Raw genomic sequence first — 16,529 nt, 5'->3', positions numbered from 1 at the left:
TGTGCAGAGATGTAAATATATCTAACATGGTAGATATGTTTTAGTCAAATTACAAGTCTACGAAACAGAGTGGTAAATAATGTTTCAGATTTGCTTATTGCAAGCGAAGGGCTAATTGATACAGCTCGTTCTTCGATGTTTTACTAATACGGGATGCAATTTTAACCGCTTGTTTTAGTGGGAGTTCTTCAAGCAGAATTTTTAACAGTTGGGTATCGTCTGTCGTTTTCTCTTGCGAAAGCGGCGGAAATAAAAGTACAAATTCGCCTTTGCTGCGTCCAGACTCGCTCTGTAGCCAGGCAATGATGTGTTCTGCAGAACCTTGCTCAAAATGCTCATAGGTTTTAGTGAGTTCTTTTGCTAAAACCAGACGGTAATCAGAACCATAAACTTCAGCGATATCATGCAGACTATCGATTATACGATGAGTCGACTCATACACAACCAGCGTTTCAGAACGCATTTTCATCTCTTCCAGCCTGTCTTTCCTGGCTTTGCTTTTAGCGGGCAAAAAACCCAGAAAACTGAAGGTGTCGCAGGGTATACCCGAAGCTGAAAGCGCAGTAATCAAGGCACAGCAACCGGGAACGGGAACGACCGGAATCAGTTGTTCACGCAGCAGGCGTACCAGAACAAAACCGGGATCACTAATAAGAGGTGTTCCCGCATCGCTGATTAAGGCATAGGACTTGCCCGACTGAAGCCAGGCAAGCACCTGCTCTGCTTTTGAGCTTTCATTATGTTCATGCAGGGAAATCAGTGGTTTTTCAATGCCCAATGCATGACAGAGCTGGCCCGAATGCCGCGTATCTTCCGCCAGAATGCCATCGACTTGTTTAAGTGTTTCCACAGCGCGCAAACTAATATCCTGTAAATTGCCAATGGGTGTAGCGACAATATAAAGGGTACCGGGAACAGTTGCCGAAGAATTTGTCATGGTTTATCCTATGTGGTTCCAGCGTTGTGGACTCATTTTCATGCTCGTTAAATCTCGTTTAGCCAAATTATCGATATTGACTGCTTCAGTATTGTTATTAACCCACTGTACCAAGGCAGCGATAGAAAACCGCCCAATGGTCCACCAGTCCGAAGCTCCCTCTCCTTTCAGTATGCCTGCCGAAGCCTATCTGGCCATGGCAAACAATCAGTCAGGGGATGAGCGAAATGGCCTGCTCATTCTGGCCGCCGGACGATATTTGAATGATGGCCAGTGGCGCGATGCCAATGATATCTTAACACAGTTAGACGGGCTTAATGCAGCACAAACCAGTGAAAAGAATATCCTGCTGGCAAAAATTGATCTAATGCGTGATCAGCCCAAATCGGCTATTTCACGATTGGCTTCGATTCAAAAGTCGGATGAAATTCCCGCTTATTTTTTCAGCCAGTATCATGAGGTGTTAGCCAGTGCCTATGAAGCAGGCAATAATTCCGTTTACGCAATTAATGAACGAATTAAACTGGATAAACTTCTTGTTAATGGCAGCGCTGCCGACAATAATCGAAAATTACTCTGGCTGGATTTAACCCGATTGCCGATTGCCGAATTAAATACTCTGGATATGGAGGCCAAAGAAGGTTCTGAACTGAAAGGCTGGCTAAACCTCGCTTTAATTTCAAGACAGCCCGACGGTGGATCAAATCTGGTCTACAGACTGGAAAAATGGCAGGAAGACTACAGTAATCATCCTGCTAACAACCTGCTTCCACCATCACTGGCGGCGATAAAATCCAACTTGCATGATGGACCCCGGCAGGTCGCGTTGTTATTACCCTTGTCCGGAGCACTGGCAGGACCAGGAGGTGCCATAAGAGACGGATTTATGTCTGCTCACAATTCAGATACCTCCGGAAAACAAATCAATGTTCAGCTTTATGACACAGCGTCCGCAGATGCGGTCAGTCTCTATCAGCAGGCGATAGAAAATGGCGCTGATTATGTGGTAGGCCCTTTAACTAAAGCGGATGTGGCGCGTGTAGCTGCCATAGAGCATCCTGTACCCACTGTTTTTCTGAATGATACTGATGTTGAGAGTAATCAGAATGCTTATCAATTCGGGCTTTCGCCTGGCAATGAGGCCCGTCAGGTCGCCGTTAAGGCCAGCAAGAAAGGCTTGCGGCGTGCGCTCATCATTGCTCCAGATGGCGCCTGGGGCAAAGAGATTGTCACGGCCTTTGATGCGCAATGGAAGAGCGCCGGGGGTATCGTTGTTGATCAATTGGTTTACGATAATCAGTCTGACCTGAATAAGGGCATTCGCGAGCTGTTGCAGGTTTCTGAAAAGAAAGCCAGTGAGAAGCAATTTAAACCAGGAACGGAGGAAGCCAGGCTTGCCGGGCCAATTCGCCGCCAGGACTTCGATATGATCTTCTTGCTTGCCTACCCTTCCAAGGCTCGCCAGATCATGCCATTACTTAAATATTATTTTGCCGGCGATGTTCCGGTATTCGCCACCTCTTCTGTATATGCCGGCACCCCGAATACGATGCGTGACCGGGATCTCGACGGGATTATTTTCTGCGATATGCCTTGGGTATTTAATCATCAACTGGCCAGCAAGAACTGGCCGGAACAATATAACAGTTACAACCGCCTGTACGCTATTGGTGCAGATAGTTACACCCTGGGAACACATTTGAACCAGCTGCAACTGTTTCCGGCAATGGGAATTAATGACAAAGACGGCGTTTTATACCTGAATCGGGCACAGCAGGTGGCCAGAGTGATGGCCTGGGGGCGTTTTAGCGGCGGTGTTGCCCGTTTAACCAGTGAAACCACCTAGATAACACTATGTCAGTAGAATTTGGGAAGAAAACTGAAAGTCAGGCTATTCAGTTTCTAAAAAAGCAGGGACTGCAATTCATTGAATCAAATTTCAGATGTCGATGGGGTGAAGTGGATGTGATTATGCGTGATGCGTCCACGCTGGTTTTTGTGGAGGTCCGTGCAAGAAGTTCTTCCGACTACGGCGGTGCCATAGCCAGTATCACAGTTGCCAAGCAACGCAAGTTGATAAAAACAGCGAATTATTATTTATTAACCAAAAAACTGCATGACAAATGTGCAGCGCGCTTTGATGTAGTGCTTTTTGAAGGTAAACCTTTACAGATAGAGTGGATAAAAAATGCATTTGATAGTTATTACTAAACTTAAACAAGGAACGTTGTAGTTATGACGCAAATGGAAGAACGAGTAAGACAATTATTTGGTATCAGCATCGAGGCCAAATTGGCTGTGGCCGACAGTCTGTCCTCACTGATTGCAAAAGCCGGCCTGCGATTGGTGAATTGCCTGTTAAGCGACAATAAGGTACTGATTTGCGGTAATGGCGGTTCAGCTGCTAATGGCCTGCATCTTTCAGCCGCCATGTTAAATCATTTTGATGTCGAGCGCCCCTCGCTGCCTTTTGTCTCCTTAAGCAGTGATGTGGCGGCTGTGACATCGATTGCAAACTACAGTCATTTCGATCAGGTTTTTGCACGGCAAATCTATGCTCTGGGCCAGGAGGGTGATGTATTGCTGGTTTTAACCACATCGGGGAATTCCAATAGTATTTTACAGGCTGTCAATGCTGCTAATGATCGAGGCATGGACACTATCGCCTTAAATGGCCGTGATGGAGGTCTCCTGGCTAATCATCTGGGGCCTGAAGATATTGAGATCCGGGTTGCCTCAGACAGTGCTGCACGAATAAGAGAAACACACTTGTTTATCCTGCACTGTTTTTGTGATTTAATTGACCAGTCGTTGTTTGGGCAGATGTTGAGGTAAACCATGAAGTTTCGTGCCTTGTGCTTTTTACTGATTAGCGCTTTATTAAGCGGCTGTGTCGCAGCGGTTGTAGCAGGAGCGGCTGCCGGGGCTATTGTCTATGATCGGCGCAGCCTGTCGATGCTTGAGAGTGATGCCCGGATATATCATCTGGTTCATAAGGAAATAGTAACTGATCCGCAGTTTGCTGATTCCCGGATTTCAGTGGTCAGTTTTAACCAGATAGTGTTGCTGGTGGGACAAACGCCAACTGCTTCACTGCGGGTTATGGCAGAAAAGATTGCTCAGAGAACTCCTCATGTGCGGCGGGTTTATGATGAAATCACGCTGGGATACCCATTATCCATGTCGCAGCAAACCCGCGATAGCTGGATGACTAGCCAGGTACGAAGTCGTATGCTTACGCGAAAAAATCTTGAGTCCGGTTCAATTCGGGTTGTTACCGAGAATGCAGTAGTCTATCTGATGGGAATTGTTACTCAGGAGCAAGGCGATTTGGCAGTGGAAGTGGCCAGACAGGTTCCTGGAGTTCAAAAGGTAGTCAAAGTTTTCCAGTACATAACCTAGTATGAGACCAGGGATGGGACACATCGTAATCATCTTGATGTCATTGCTGCTCGGCGGTTGCCTGGGCAGCGTATGGACTGGCGCTAACCTGATTTATGACAGACATGATGTATATAAAAAGCTGGATGATTATCAGCTGGCCGCGAACGCCCACCATATCCTGTTTGATGACAGAATCCTGAAGCAACCCGGCTGTTCCCTGGACTTGGCTGTATTAAATGGCGACGTACTGTTAGCAGGTCATGTACCCAGCCAGCATCTGCGCGATGTTGCGGTTCGTCGTTTAAATAGTCTCAGTGGTTATCGCGAATTATTTGATCAGGTCGATGTAAGTCAGGACGCAGGCAGTGGCTTGCAGGATAGCTGGATAACCACCAAAATACGAAGTCAGATTTTCGCAGATGCCTCAATTGATCCCAAAGCCTTTAAAATTATTACCTCTGATAGAATCGTATACATCATGGGGGATGTGCGGCCAAGACAGGCTGAGCGGGTTATTGAGATCGCACGTAATACAAGTGATGTCATTCGCGTGGTGAAACTGATGCGCTACTATAATTTGAGCGAAACCCCCGCTCCAAATGGCTAGAAATCTGTGGTCTGCGCAAACACAGACCACAGTGTACCGACCCAAACCAGGAAGTGGCTAACCTGGAGGTTAGCATTAACTTTATCAATGGAATCGACCTTTATCCAGTCGTTTGCGAATTTTTCTTAATTTAAATGCACGCAACAATCCGGTTGACTCATTGTCATCGCTTTCGTCAAGTCCATTAAGAGCCTGCACAGGATGGGATTTACAGTGTTTTCGATAGGTGAAGTGATTTTTGTTGTGCTTATGATGATGACCATCGTCATAGCGATGGAGCATTTTTTCCCGCATAGTGGCTGCGGTGCCTTGTTGCTTTTCAGACATAAGTAATTCCTTAACTTGTCAAATCAGTTCAGACAGGAATAAATGCTCCTCCAAAATAAGGGCAGCACTCCTAATTAAAATATAGGCAAAGTGATTGAAATAAGCCATTTGGCGCGAGGGTGTTCATCAAACTGTGTCATCATTCACAGACATGCCGTCATCTCGAACGCAGTGAGAGATCTCCGAATGCTGGCACAAACCAAAATTTGGAGATCTCTCACTGCGTTCGAGATGACGGGTACCTGTGACTAATGACATGTATATAAACTGTCCTCCCCGCGAAGGCGGGGATCCATCTCTAAGCTCGCTATAATGCCAATTGAGGAATGGATTCCCGCCTTCGCGGGAAAGACAAAATTTCCTTAACTTAATGGCAGTGTCTCTAACTCTCACACCTGAGGGGCGAGAGGATTTATAAGGGAAATGAATGATTGCGTTGCTTATCCAGGTTGATTCCATTATAATCCGCGCCTGGAAAGGTAGGTTATTTTGTGAAACTTGATAATAATGTAAACGGGGTAAAAAAACTTCAGGAAATTCAATTGTTATTGATCCTGATAATTGTTTTCACTACCTTGTTAATAAAAGACAGAGAAGCGGGTATATCTGCTTTTCTGGGTGGAATGATTGCATTACTTCCTTCATTATTATTTGCAAAACTACTTTTTAAATATCGAGGGGCGAGAGCCGCGCGGCAAATAGTGAAAAATTTTTATCTAGGGGAATTTATTAAAATAGGCTCCTCTATATTCCTGTTTGTGCTGGTTTTTAGTACATATAAAGTGCAACCCCTGGCGTTTTTTTTAACCTATATAGTAGTGGTAATATCGCACTGGTTTTCACCACTGCTTATTGATAATCAACGAAATAGGCCAGAAAGTGACTGAAATGGTATCAAGTACAGATTACATTAAACATCATTTAACATATTTGACCTTCAATGTTAAAGAGATGCAGTTCGGTTCGGGTGGTTTCTGGACCTTGAATTTAGACACACTGTTTTTTTCAATTACACTAGGCAGTCTGGTGCTCCTGATGATGTATTTCGGAGCACGCCGCGTTACTACTGCTGTGCCTGGAAAACTGCAAAACTTTGCCGAACTGATGCTGGACTTTGCAGATAGTCAGGTGAAGGATTGTTTCCATGGCAAAAATAAATTGATCGGGCCTTTGGCGCTGACGATATTTGTCTGGGTATTTCTGATGAACTTCATGGATATCGTTCCAGTGGATGTTCTTCCTGAAGCAGCCAAGCTTATGGGGGTACACTATCTGAAAGTCGTACCGACCAATGATTTAAATCTGACCTTTGGCATGTCGCTGTCAGTATTTATTTTGATACTGTTCTACAGCATCAAAATTAAGGGAATAAAAGGTTTTACCAAAGAATTGGCATTGCAGCCATTCAATAAATGGTACTTCATTCCTGTTAACCTGGTCCTTGAATTGGTTGGCTTAATTGCCAAACCTATTTCTCTGGCATTGCGGTTGTTTGGAAATCTGTATGCTGGCGAATTAATTTTTATTCTAATCGCCCTGCTTACATTAAACTCCATGTCATCTGTCGCCGGAACGGTAACGCTTGGCGCTGCCCAGTTCCTGTTATCATTGGGATGGTCTATTTTTCATATTTTGGTTATTACGTTACAGGCATTTATTTTCATGGTACTGACTATTGTTTATTTAAGTCTTGCCCATGAGGATCACTAGGTTTAACTTTAATCATCGTCCATAAAGGGGATTTTTATGCAAGCAGCAAATTTAATAGCACAAGTTCAGGGTATGACTGTTATTGCAGTAGCCTTGTTAATTGGTTTAGGTGCTCTGGGTACAGCAATTGGTTTCGGATTGCTGGGTGGCAAGTTCCTGGAAGGCTCTGCTCGTCAGCCAGAAATGGTTCCTATGCTTCAGGTTAAAATGTTTATCGTAGCTGGTCTGTTAGATGCGGTAACCATGATTGGTGTTGGTATTGCCCTGTTCTTCACTTTCGCTAATCCATTCTTAAGCAATCTGGGTTCTTGATAACACCGTCTAGGGGCGTGAATGCGCCCTGAACTGTTACAGGGGAGAAACTGCGTTGGAAATTAACTTAACACTAATAGTACAAATGCTCGTATTTGCTGCATTTGTATGGTTTACCATGAAATTCGTATGGCCGCCATTAGCGAAAGCAATGGAAGAGCGTCAGGAAAAAATTGCTGATGGTCTTGCAGCAGCCGAGCGTGGACGCAAAGAGCTTGAATTGGCTCAGCACCGTGTGAAAGATGAGCTCAAGCAGGCTAAAGCGCATTCTGCTGAAATAATCGAAAAAGCGACCAAAAGAGCCAGTCAACTTATTGAAGAGGCTAAAGAAGAAGCCAAGCTTGAAGCGCAAAAGCAGGTTAAGTTGGCTCACGAACAGTTACAGCAGGAAATCAATCGCGCCAAAGATGACTTGCGCAAGCAAGTGGCTCAACTGGCTGTTGCCAGTGCGGAAAAAATTCTGCGGAAGACGATTGATGTTCAAGCAAACAGTGCCTTGTTAGATAACCTGATTGAAGAGATTTAACATGCCAGATACTGTAACCCTTGCAAGACCTTATGCCAAAGCCATTTTCGAGCATGCTCTGAATGAAAAGAAGCTGGCGGTGTGGTCTGAATATTTAAATCTATTGGCTTTGCTGGTTATGAATGAGCAAAGCGAACGCTTTATCAATAATCCAGCGACGACTTCTGCTCAGCATAGTCAGTTCCTATCGTCATTGCTTCCTTCCAATGCCGGAGCGGATGCCGATGCGCTGAATAATCTTATCGCGCTTCTGTCAGAGAACAGACGATTAATGCTGTTACCAGATATTATGGTTCTGTTTGAAGCTGAGCGCGCCGAGCATGAGAAGACACTCGAAGTTGAAGTTTTCAGCTATTCCGAGTTATCGGATACTCAGCAAGATAAACTGATTAGGGCTTTGAGTGAGCGTCTGCAGCGTAAAGTCAAGTTGAATATTGTAATTGATAAGTCGCTGATTGGCGGCGCAATTATCAATGCCGGGGATTTGGTAATCGATGGTTCGGTTAGTGGTAGATTGACCACGCTTCGTACCAGCCTTGCCGCATAACAAGAGGAACTATTCATGTCACAAGTTGCACTAAACCCTTCTGAAATTAGTGAATTAATCAGAAAAAAAATTGAACATTTTAATGTGGCGTCCGAAGCCAGAAATGAAGGTACTATCGTTAGTCTGAAAGATGGTATTGTCCGCTTGCATGGCCTTGCTGATGTAATGCAGGGTGAAATGATTGAGTTTCCTGGTGGTGTCTATGGCCTGGCGCTTAACCTTGAGCGCGACTCAGTGGGTGCGGTAATCCTTGGTGATTACTCAAGCCTGTCAGAAGGCCAGAAAGGAAAATGTACTGGTCGAATTCTTGAAGTGCCTGTCGGCAGAAAGCTTTTGGGACGTGTTGTTGACGCCCTGGGGAATCCTATTGACGGCAAAGGTCCAATTGAAGCCGACAAAATGTCTCCTATCGAAAAAGTGGCTCCAGGCGTTATTGCTCGTCAGTCAGTTGATCAACCTGTACAGACTGGTCTTAAAGCGATTGACGCGATGATCCCTGTTGGACGTGGTCAGCGTGAATTGATCATCGGTGACCGACAAACTGGAAAATCAGCGATTGCCATTGATGCCATTATTAATCAGAAAGGCACTGGCGTTAAATGTATTTATGTCGCAATCGGTCAGAAGGCTTCTTCTGTGTCCGCTATTGTTCGCAAACTTGAAGAGCACGGTGCGCTGGAACACACTATTGTGGTTGTCGCCGGAGCCTCAGATTCTGCAGCGCTGCAGTTTATTGCGCCCTACTCTGGTTGTTCTATGGGTGAATACTTCATGGAGCGTGGCGAAGATGCACTGATTGTCTATGATGATTTAACCAAACAAGCCTGGGCATATCGTCAGATTTCTCTGCTGCTGCGTCGTCCACCTGGACGTGAAGCCTATCCTGGGGATATTTTCTATCTGCATTCACGTTTGCTGGAAAGAGCTGCGAGAATTAACGCCGCTGAAGTAGAAAAATTAACGAACGGCGAAGTGAAAGGCAAAACCGGATCACTCACTGCACTGCCAATTATCGAAACGCAAGCAGGCGACGTGTCCGCCTTCGTACCAACCAACGTTATTTCTATTACCGATGGTCAGATCTTCCTGGATGTTGATTTGTTTAACTCCGGCGTACGCCCTGCTATCAACTCCGGCCTGTCTGTTTCTCGGGTGGGTGGTGCTGCTCAAACCAAGATTATGAAGAAACTTGGCGGTGGTACGCGACTGGCTCTTGCCCAGTTCCGGGAGCTGGAAGCATTCTCGCAATTTGCTTCTGACCTGGATGATGCCACACGTAAACAGTTAGAGCGTGGCCAGCGGATCACTGAACTGATGAAGCAGAAACAATATGCGCCATTATCAGTAGCCGAAATGGGACTGTCCCTGTTTATCGTAGAGAAAGGTTATCTCGATGATGTGCCTGTTGTTGAAGTGAATGCCTTTGAAACGGCATTACGCAGCTTCATGCACGGCTCCTATGCCAGCCTGATGAGCAAAATTAATGAATCAGGTGCATACGATAATGACATTGAATCTCAACTGAAACATGCAGTAGAGGAATTCAAGCGTACAGGCAGCTGGTAACAGCATACTAGGAATAATTGATTACGCAGGATGGTTAAACCATCCTGATAATTAAAGGCGAAGCAAGATATGGCTGGAGCAAAAGAGATCCGCACAAAAATTGCGAGTGTGAAGAATACACAAAAGATCACTCGTGCTATGGAAATGGTGGCTGCAAGCAAAATGCGTAAAACCCAGGATGCAATGCGAGCCTCAAAACCCTATGCAAGCAAAATTTATAATGTCGTCAAACATATCGCCCGCGCAAACTCTGAGTATCGACATCCTTTTATGACGGTTCGCGACATCAAACGCATCGGCCTTATCGTGATAACTTCCGATCGTGGATTGTGCGGTGGTTTGAATGCCAATCTGTTGCGTGAGACGATCAAAAACATGCGCCAATGGCAGCAGGAAGGTAAAGAGATCAGTCTCTGCGTGATAGGTCGTAAAGGTCAGGCATTTTTTCGACGCGTCGGCGGGCATGTCATAGCAAGTGCCGATCATTTGGGTGATAAACCAGGTGTCAGGGATATCATCGGTGTTGTAAAGATCATGCTGGATGCCTTTTACCAGGGCGAAATTGACGCTTTGCACGTGGTTTATAACGAGTTCGTTAATACCATGACCCAAAAGCCGGTTACCAGACAAATGCTGCCCCTGCCAACTGACGAAAAAGATAGCAGCCAACTGGCACACCATTGGGATTATATCTACGAACCGGATTCCAAAGAATTGCTGGATGCTTTATTAGAGCGCTACAGTGAACTTCAGGTTTATCAGGCAGTGGTGGAAAATATTGCCTGCGAACAGGCGGCTAAAATGATAGCAATGAAAAGTGCCACTGATAATGCTGGTGCTTTGATTAAAGAATTTCAATTGGCATATAACAAAGCTCGACAGGCGGCTATTACGCAGGAATTAGCCGAAATTGTCGGTGGCGCAAGCGCATTATAAGAGGGTTTGAATATGAGTTTAGGAAAGGTAGTTGAAGTAATCGGAGCGGTAGTCGATGTGGAGTTCCCACGTGACAGCGTTCCAAAAGTAAACGATGCACTGCACCTGGTTGAAGGTGATCTGGTGTTTGAAGTGCAGCAGCAGCTGGGTGACGGTGTTGTCCGTACTATCGCTATGGGCAGCACTGACGGTTTAAAGCGCGGCCTTGAAGCTAAAAATACTGGCGAACCGATTCAGGTTCCAGTTGGTAAAAAAACATTGGGCCGAATTATGGACGTTCTGGGACGTCCTGTGGATGAAGCAGGTCCGATTGGTGCTGATGAGCACTGGGCGATTCACCGTAAAGCCCCTTCCTATGAAGAGCAGGCAGGCAGCCAGGAGCTGCTCGAAACCGGTATTAAAGTTATCGATCTGCTTTGTCCTTTCGCGAAAGGAGGAAAGGTTGGACTCTTCGGTGGTGCCGGTGTAGGTAAAACAGTTAATATGATGGAGTTAATCCGTAATATAGCGATTGAGCATAGCGGATACTCAGTATTCGCCGGGGTCGGTGAGCGTACTCGGGAAGGAAACGACTTCTATCATGAAATGAAAGACTCCAACGTACTGGATAAAGTGTCGCTGGTTTACGGACAGATGAATGAGCCGCCAGGAAACCGTCTGCGTGTTGCTCTGACTGGCCTGACAATGGCAGAAAAATTCCGTGATGAAGGAAGAGACGTTCTTTTGTTTATCGATAATATTTATCGTTATACCTTGGCCGGGGTAGAAGTATCAGCCTTGCTGGGTCGTATGCCCTCTGCGGTAGGTTATCAGCCTACACTGGCAGAAGAAATGGGTATGCTTCAAGAGCGTATTACCTCAACCAAAACAGGTTCTATTACCTCTATTCAGGCAGTCTATGTTCCTGCGGACGACCTGACTGACCCATCACCAGCAACTACCTTTGCTCACCTTGATGCGACAGTTGTATTGTCCCGTCAGATTGCCGAGCTGGGAATTTACCCTGCGGTAGATCCTCTCGACTCTACCTCACGTCAGCTGGATCCATTAATTGTTGGACAAGAGCATTATGATACCGCTCGACGCGTACAGCAAACGCTGCAACGTTACAAAGAGCTGAAAGATATTATCGCGATTCTGGGGATGGATGAGTTATCTGAAGAAGATAAACGCGTTGTATCCAGAGCCCGTAAGATTCAACGTTTTCTGTCTCAGCCTTTCTTCGTGGCCGAGGTGTTCACTGGTTCGCCCGGAAAATACGTGTCTCTCAAAGACACCATCAAAGGCTTCCAGGGTATTTTGGCTGGTGAGTATGATGATCTGCCTGAGCAAGCGTTCTATATGGTGGGAAGCATTGAAGAGGCTGTCGCTAAAGCCAAGACACTATGAGGCAAGAAAAAATGGCTATTACAACCCATTTGGATATTGTCAGCGCTGAACGAGAAATTTTCTCGGGCGTTGTGGAGATGGTGGTCGCCACCGGCGAGCTGGGAGAAATCGGTATTACTCCCGGCCATGCTCCATTACTTACAGTGCTGAAACCAGGCGAAATTCGGATTACCCATATGGGCGGTACACAGGAAGTGTATTACGTATCGGGTGGCATGCTGGAGGTTCAGCCTTTCTATGTGACCGTACTCGCTGATGAAGTTGAGCGTGCTGAAAGCCTGGATGAAGCGGCGGCTCTTGCTGCAAAAACCAGAGCTGAAGAAGCGATTGCCAATAAAAATGCTGACATTGATTATTCTATGGCAGCTACTGAATTGGCGCGCGCGGTTGCGCAGATTCGTGCTATTCAAAAAGTCAGAAAGAACCTGAAGTAAATTTGAGATCCTCTTTGTATTAAATTGTCCTCCCCGCGAAGGCGGGGATCTATCTCTGAGCTAGCTATAATACCAATTGAGAAATGGATTCCCGCCTTCGCGGGAAGGACAAAACTCCTTCACTTATGGCAGTATCCCTCAATACCTCCCCATCATCTTCTACTCAAAGTGGAGTCAGCTATCAAGCGCAAGCTAAACCGGCTATAATAGTGGTCAATAATCATTTGTTCAAACAGTAACCAGAAACTCTAATTATGCTAGCAATTGATAACATCGAGCAAAAGCCGCTTACTGAGTTCACCGAGAAAGCTTATCTCGATTACTCAATGTATGTGATTCTTGATAGAGCACTGCCTCATCTGGCGGATGGGCTGAAGCCTGTTCAGCGTCGTATCGTCTATGCGATGTCTGAATTAGGCCTGAAAGCGACTGCCAAACATAAAAAATCAGCGCGGACGGTAGGGGATGTATTAGGTAAGTTCCATCCTCATGGCGACTCGGCCTGTTATGAAGCCATGGTGCTGATGGCGCAACCTTTTTCATATCGCTATCCTTTTGTTGACGGGCAGGGAAACTGGGGTTCTCCTGATGATCCCAAGTCATTTGCTGCGATGCGTTATACCGAGGCCAGGCTTTCCAATTATGCGGAATTACTACTCTCGGAATTACAGCAGGGCACTGTAGATTGGGTCGATAATTTTGACGGCAGCTTGCAGGAGCCCGCTTTATTGCCAGCGCGCCTGCCCAATGTGCTGTTAAATGGAGCCACCGGGATTGCCGTGGGCATGTCTTCTGATGTTTTGCCACATAATCTGATTGAAGTAGCCAATGCCTGTATTCATCTGCTGGAACACCCGCAGGCAGAACTTGATGATGTTTTGCAGCATATCAAAGGCCCCGATTTCCCAACCCAGGCTGAGATTATTACCCCGCCACCGCAAATAAGGTCTATGTATGAGTCGGGTCAGGGCTCAGTGAAAATGCGGGCTATTTATCATGTGGAAGCACATCAGATTGTTATTCATGCCTTACCTTATCAGGTATCAGGAGCGCGCGTCATTGAGCAGATAGCGGCTCAAATGCAGCAAAAGAAATTACCCATGGTTGAGGATTTGCGCGATGAGTCAGATCATGAGCATCCCACTCGCCTGGTTATTATACCCAAGTCGAATCGGGTCGATGTTGAGGGCTTGATGTCGCATTTATTTGCCACCACCGATTTGGAACGCAGTTATCGGGTCAATTTCAATATGATTGGCCTGGATGGCAAACCCCGGGTTAAAGATCTCTTAAGTTTATTGAAGGAATGGCTGGTATTTCGTCTGGCAACAGTAACCCGGCGTTTGCAATATCGTCTGAATAAAATTCTTGAGCGCATTCATGTTCTTGAGGGTTTGATTATTGCCTATCTGAACCTTGATGAGGTTATTCGCATTATCCGTGAGGAAGAACAGCCTAAACTGGCGTTGATGAAGCGGTTTTCTTTAAGCGACAGGCAGGCTGAGGCGATATTGGAAATGAAGCTGCGCCATCTGGCCAAGCTTGAGGAAATCCGCTTGCAGGCTGAGCTCAAGGACTTATGTAAAGAGCGCGATCATATCGAGGCCTTATTAGCCGACGAAGGGAAATTGCGAAATCTGGTTAAAACTGAAATAGCAGCCGATCGCGACAGCTATGGCGACTTAAGACGTTCTCCTTTAATGGAGCGTCAGGATTCACAGGCCTTAAGAGAAGAGGATATCCTTCCAAATGAGCCCATCACCGTCATTTTATCGCAAAAAGGTTGGGTGCGGGCGGCCAAAGGCTATGATGTGAATGGCCAGGATTTGAGCTACAAGGCAGGTGATGGATTCAAGACGCAAACCAATGCGCGCAGTAATCAGCAGGTTGTGTTTTTTGATAGTGAAGGGAAGGTGTATACCTTGCCTGGACATGTGCTGCCCTCTGCCAGAGGCCAGGGTGAGCCGCTGACTGGCAAGCTAAATCCCGCAGACGGTATGCTGTTCGAAGCAGTGACTTCCGGGGAAGCAGAAAACTACATCCTGCTCGCCAGCGATGCGGGTTATGGTTTTATCACTCAGCTTGGTGAGCTGTATGTCAAAAACCGCAATGGCAAGGCCTGTCTCAAATTGCCTGAGAACAGCCGTCTTCTATCACCAAGACCGGTAAATAATATAGAGAATGATCTGATTGCCTGTGCGACCAATATTGGCCGCCTGCTTATTTTTTCAGCAAAAGAATTACCACTTTTAACTAAGGGTAAAGGCAATAAAATGATTAGCATCCCCAGTGCAAAATCAAGTGCGCGGGAAGAGTTCATCGTTGATTTTCAAGTGCTTTGTGAAGCCGATCAGTTAACTGTTCATGCAGGAAAAAGACATTTTACCCTTAAGCCGGTCGATCTGAATCATTATCGTGCTGAGCGCGGACGCCGCGGTAACCGCTTGCCGCGTGGATTGCAGGCAGTCACTTCTCTCGAAGTGATTCGGTCGAACGAGACCGCAGTATGAAACTTACCGCCCGCAAATTACGCTGGATTATGAATCTCTGGCCTCCCTTCTGGGGCGCTGGGATTCACGTTGATGAAATAAAGGCTGATTATAGTTACATTCGGGTATCGCTTAAATTACGCTGGTATAATCAAAACTATGTAGGGGTTCATTTTGGCGGCAGCCTGTTTTCGATGACCGATCCCTTTTTTATGCTTATGCTCTTACAACGGCTGGGCAAGGATTTTATTGTCTGGGATCAGCAAGGTGAAATTCAGTATCTCAGTCCAGGAAAAGGCAGGGTATTTGCCGAGTTCAAATTAAGCGATGAAGAGATTGAGCAAATTCGCCAGGAAGCCTTAACCAAAGGAAAAATAAATCCGGTTTTTACAGTCACGATTTATGATGAGGCTAAACAGATGGTTGCTACAGTAAAAAAAGTCCTATATGTGAAGAGCAAACAGTATGTTAAATGAAAGCCTTTTGACTGTTTCAACGCTAGTCCTCCAATATCGATCGCAGACTCTTTTTCTTTTCTTCTGATAAGGGCGCGAATGCCAAAGTAGCCAGCCCTGCTTTACGATAGAATGATTCAATCACCGGATCGAGCATAGATTGCAGGTGCTGGCGTATCGTTTCTTCGTCACCACGAGCGATTGGGCCAGTTAATGCATGAGGTAAATCCTTTGCATTGCGGACATTAAACAGGCTGTTTTGCATCAGGGAAACAATAATTTCCTTTGCCATTTCTTTTTCAACCCCTGCCTCACGCATACATTGTTCAGCTGCATGGGCAAGTGTCACCAGATAATTTGAGGCAATTGCAGCAGCGCTGTGATAAAGCATTTTTTGACTTGCCTCAATGCTGAATAATTTAGCGCCAAGATTTACAAATAAGGGTGAAATAATTTCTACCGCTTTTTCATCTCCCTCAATACTGCAATAACAATCTTTAAAAATTTCTGCATTGAGCGCCTGATGAGGAAAAGGTTTTAATGGATGAATACACGCAATATGACAGCCCAGAGCACGCAAGGGGGATAAAATGGCCGATGATAATACGCCGCTGCAATGGATAATGGCAGAGCCTTTGAGAATAGGCTCATAATGCTGCAGCTGTTGGACAATTTCCGGGATTACTGAGTCAGGAGTGGTAATGAAATGCAGACTCGCGCGGGAAAGCGCCTGTAATTCACTAATCGCATCTCCCTCGCCCAGTAAACTGACGGAGTTCACGGCAGATTCATAGTGCTTATTATACACAGAGTGCAATTTGCCTTGCCCTGAACAAATAAGGGCAAAAGCGAGTTGTTTTCCAAGACGGCCACAGCCAATAAGATTAAAATTCATAAATTTTTACAATAA

General features: G+C 45.8%; 19 protein-coding genes. 16 read left to right on the top strand and 3 right to left on the bottom strand.

The annotated features are described in order from the left end of the window. Positions 1–94 precede the first annotated feature (94 nt). Positions 95–937, bottom strand: coding sequence for a 16S rRNA (cytidine(1402)-2'-O)-methyltransferase (gene rsmI / locus B1207_RS04410; protein WP_112218783.1), 843 nt, complete (start codon positions 935–937; stop codon positions 95–97). A 40-nt stretch (positions 938–977) separates the two neighbouring features. Here rsmI and B1207_RS04405 point away from each other — a divergent pair, with 40 nt between their 5' ends. The 5 genes from B1207_RS04405 to B1207_RS04385 are packed head-to-tail and all read left to right on the top strand — an operon-like array spanning position 978 to position 4,928. Then, a complete protein-coding gene (locus B1207_RS04405; protein ID WP_112219008.1) occupies positions 978–2,783 on the top strand; it encodes a penicillin-binding protein activator in 1,806 nt (601 codons plus the stop codon). Positions 2,784–2,791: 8 nt separating this feature from the next. Continuing rightward, complete coding sequence (locus B1207_RS04400; RefSeq protein WP_112218782.1) at positions 2,792–3,148, top strand: YraN family protein; 357 nt, start codon at positions 2,792–2,794, stop codon at positions 3,146–3,148. A gap of 24 nt (positions 3,149–3,172) precedes the next feature. Next, the gene (locus B1207_RS04395) at positions 3,173–3,772 is read left to right on the top strand and encodes a D-sedoheptulose-7-phosphate isomerase (RefSeq protein ID WP_112218781.1); all 600 of its coding nucleotides are present in this window, start codon (positions 3,173–3,175) and stop codon (positions 3,770–3,772) included. 3 nt (positions 3,773–3,775) lie between these two features. Next, positions 3,776–4,339 carry a BON domain-containing protein gene (locus B1207_RS04390; protein WP_112218780.1) on the top strand — a complete coding sequence of 188 codons (564 nt, stop codon included), beginning with the start codon at positions 3,776–3,778 and terminating at the stop codon, positions 4,337–4,339. 13 nt (positions 4,340–4,352) lie between these two features. Next, the gene (locus B1207_RS04385) at positions 4,353–4,928 is read left to right on the top strand and encodes a BON domain-containing protein (RefSeq protein WP_253255780.1); all 576 of its coding nucleotides are present in this window, start codon (positions 4,353–4,355) and stop codon (positions 4,926–4,928) included. An 84-nt stretch (positions 4,929–5,012) separates the two neighbouring features. On the opposite strand, the gene B1207_RS04380 is transcribed toward B1207_RS04385, so the two are convergent. After that, complete coding sequence (locus B1207_RS04380; protein ID WP_112218778.1) at positions 5,013–5,255, bottom strand: hypothetical protein; 243 nt, start codon at positions 5,253–5,255, stop codon at positions 5,013–5,015. Between the two features lie 491 nt (positions 5,256–5,746). Here B1207_RS04380 and B1207_RS04375 point away from each other — a divergent pair, with 491 nt between their 5' ends. The 11 genes from B1207_RS04375 (at position 5,747) to B1207_RS04325 (ending at position 15,640) form a co-directional block, all read left to right on the top strand. Then, positions 5,747–6,142 carry an ATP synthase subunit I gene (locus B1207_RS04375; protein ID WP_112218777.1) on the top strand — a complete coding sequence of 132 codons (396 nt, stop codon included), beginning with the start codon at positions 5,747–5,749 and terminating at the stop codon, positions 6,140–6,142. Position 6,143: 1 nt separating this feature from the next. Beyond that, complete coding sequence (atpB, locus tag B1207_RS04370) at positions 6,144–6,965, top strand: F0F1 ATP synthase subunit A (protein ID WP_112218776.1); 822 nt, start codon at positions 6,144–6,146, stop codon at positions 6,963–6,965. A 36-nt stretch (positions 6,966–7,001) separates the two neighbouring features. After that, positions 7,002–7,277 carry a F0F1 ATP synthase subunit C gene (gene atpE, locus B1207_RS04365; RefSeq protein ID WP_028385819.1) on the top strand — a complete coding sequence of 92 codons (276 nt, stop codon included), beginning with the start codon at positions 7,002–7,004 and terminating at the stop codon, positions 7,275–7,277. Between the two features lie 55 nt (positions 7,278–7,332). Continuing rightward, positions 7,333–7,803, top strand: coding sequence for a F0F1 ATP synthase subunit B (locus tag B1207_RS04360; protein ID WP_058506940.1), 471 nt, complete (start codon positions 7,333–7,335; stop codon positions 7,801–7,803). A gap of 1 nt (position 7,804) precedes the next feature. Further along, positions 7,805–8,350, top strand: a complete 546-nt coding sequence (locus B1207_RS04355; RefSeq protein WP_112218775.1) for a F0F1 ATP synthase subunit delta — start codon at positions 7,805–7,807, stop codon at positions 8,348–8,350. A 15-nt stretch (positions 8,351–8,365) separates the two neighbouring features. Continuing rightward, positions 8,366–9,916, top strand: coding sequence for a F0F1 ATP synthase subunit alpha (gene atpA, locus B1207_RS04350; RefSeq protein WP_112218774.1), 1,551 nt, complete (start codon positions 8,366–8,368; stop codon positions 9,914–9,916). Positions 9,917–9,985: 69 nt separating this feature from the next. Beyond that, entirely contained in the window at positions 9,986–10,852 is an 867-nt protein-coding gene (gene atpG, locus B1207_RS04345) for a F0F1 ATP synthase subunit gamma (RefSeq protein ID WP_112218773.1), read from the top strand. Positions 10,853–10,864: 12 nt separating this feature from the next. Continuing rightward, on the top strand, positions 10,865–12,241 hold the full coding sequence (gene atpD / locus B1207_RS04340; protein WP_058506944.1) for a F0F1 ATP synthase subunit beta: 1,377 nt from the start codon (positions 10,865–10,867) through the stop codon (positions 12,239–12,241). 11 nt (positions 12,242–12,252) lie between these two features. Then, positions 12,253–12,675: a F0F1 ATP synthase subunit epsilon gene (locus B1207_RS04335; protein WP_058507309.1), complete on the top strand. Its 423-nt coding sequence runs from the start codon at positions 12,253–12,255 to the stop codon at positions 12,673–12,675. 254 nt (positions 12,676–12,929) lie between these two features. Beyond that, positions 12,930–15,185, top strand: a complete 2,256-nt coding sequence (gene parC, locus B1207_RS04330) for a DNA topoisomerase IV subunit A (protein WP_112218772.1) — start codon at positions 12,930–12,932, stop codon at positions 15,183–15,185. Continuing rightward, positions 15,182–15,640 carry a DUF4442 domain-containing protein gene (locus B1207_RS04325; protein WP_112218771.1) on the top strand — a complete coding sequence of 153 codons (459 nt, stop codon included), beginning with the start codon at positions 15,182–15,184 and terminating at the stop codon, positions 15,638–15,640. Before parC ends, B1207_RS04325 begins: the two co-directional genes overlap by 4 nt. 22 nt (positions 15,641–15,662) lie before the next feature. On the opposite strand, the gene B1207_RS04320 is transcribed toward B1207_RS04325, so the two are convergent. Then, on the bottom strand, positions 15,663–16,514 hold the full coding sequence (locus B1207_RS04320) for a Rossmann-like and DUF2520 domain-containing protein (protein WP_112218770.1): 852 nt from the start codon (positions 16,512–16,514) through the stop codon (positions 15,663–15,665). Positions 16,515–16,529 lie beyond the last annotated feature (15 nt).

The organism is Legionella quinlivanii (genome assembly GCF_003265995.1).
Taxonomy (GTDB): domain Bacteria; phylum Pseudomonadota; class Gammaproteobacteria; order Legionellales; family Legionellaceae; genus Legionella_C; species Legionella_C quinlivanii_A.
Note: the sequence above shows the minus strand (reverse complement) of the source record. Positions and strands in the feature narration are given on the sequence as shown.

Bases quoted from the DNA above. Each gene is read 5' to 3' on its own strand.
- rsmI (WP_112218783.1), bottom strand. From the start codon at position 937: ATGACAAATTCTTCGGCAACTGTTCCCGGTACCCTTTATATTGTCGCT.
- atpB (WP_112218776.1), top strand. From the start codon at position 6,144: ATGGTATCAAGTACAGATTACATTAAACATCATTTAACATATTTGACC.
- B1207_RS04395 (WP_112218781.1), top strand. From the start codon at position 3,173: ATGACGCAAATGGAAGAACGAGTAAGACAATTATTTGGTATCAGCATC.
- parC (WP_112218772.1), top strand. From the start codon at position 12,930: ATGCTAGCAATTGATAACATCGAGCAAAAGCCGCTTACTGAGTTCACC.
- atpE (WP_028385819.1), top strand. From the start codon at position 7,002: ATGCAAGCAGCAAATTTAATAGCACAAGTTCAGGGTATGACTGTTATT.
- B1207_RS04400 (WP_112218782.1), top strand. From the start codon at position 2,792: ATGTCAGTAGAATTTGGGAAGAAAACTGAAAGTCAGGCTATTCAGTTT.
- atpD (WP_058506944.1), top strand. From the start codon at position 10,865: ATGAGTTTAGGAAAGGTAGTTGAAGTAATCGGAGCGGTAGTCGATGTG.
- B1207_RS04385 (WP_253255780.1), top strand. From the start codon at position 4,353: ATGGGACACATCGTAATCATCTTGATGTCATTGCTGCTCGGCGGTTGC.
- B1207_RS04320 (WP_112218770.1), bottom strand. From the start codon at position 16,514: ATGAATTTTAATCTTATTGGCTGTGGCCGTCTTGGAAAACAACTCGCT.
- atpG (WP_112218773.1), top strand. From the start codon at position 9,986: ATGGCTGGAGCAAAAGAGATCCGCACAAAAATTGCGAGTGTGAAGAAT.
- B1207_RS04380 (WP_112218778.1), bottom strand. From the start codon at position 5,255: ATGTCTGAAAAGCAACAAGGCACCGCAGCCACTATGCGGGAAAAAATG.
- B1207_RS04405 (WP_112219008.1), top strand. From the start codon at position 978: ATGCTCGTTAAATCTCGTTTAGCCAAATTATCGATATTGACTGCTTCA.
- B1207_RS04390 (WP_112218780.1), top strand. From the start codon at position 3,776: ATGAAGTTTCGTGCCTTGTGCTTTTTACTGATTAGCGCTTTATTAAGC.
- atpA (WP_112218774.1), top strand. From the start codon at position 8,366: ATGTCACAAGTTGCACTAAACCCTTCTGAAATTAGTGAATTAATCAGA.
- B1207_RS04335 (WP_058507309.1), top strand. From the start codon at position 12,253: ATGGCTATTACAACCCATTTGGATATTGTCAGCGCTGAACGAGAAATT.
- B1207_RS04325 (WP_112218771.1), top strand. From the start codon at position 15,182: ATGAAACTTACCGCCCGCAAATTACGCTGGATTATGAATCTCTGGCCT.
- B1207_RS04355 (WP_112218775.1), top strand. From the start codon at position 7,805: ATGCCAGATACTGTAACCCTTGCAAGACCTTATGCCAAAGCCATTTTC.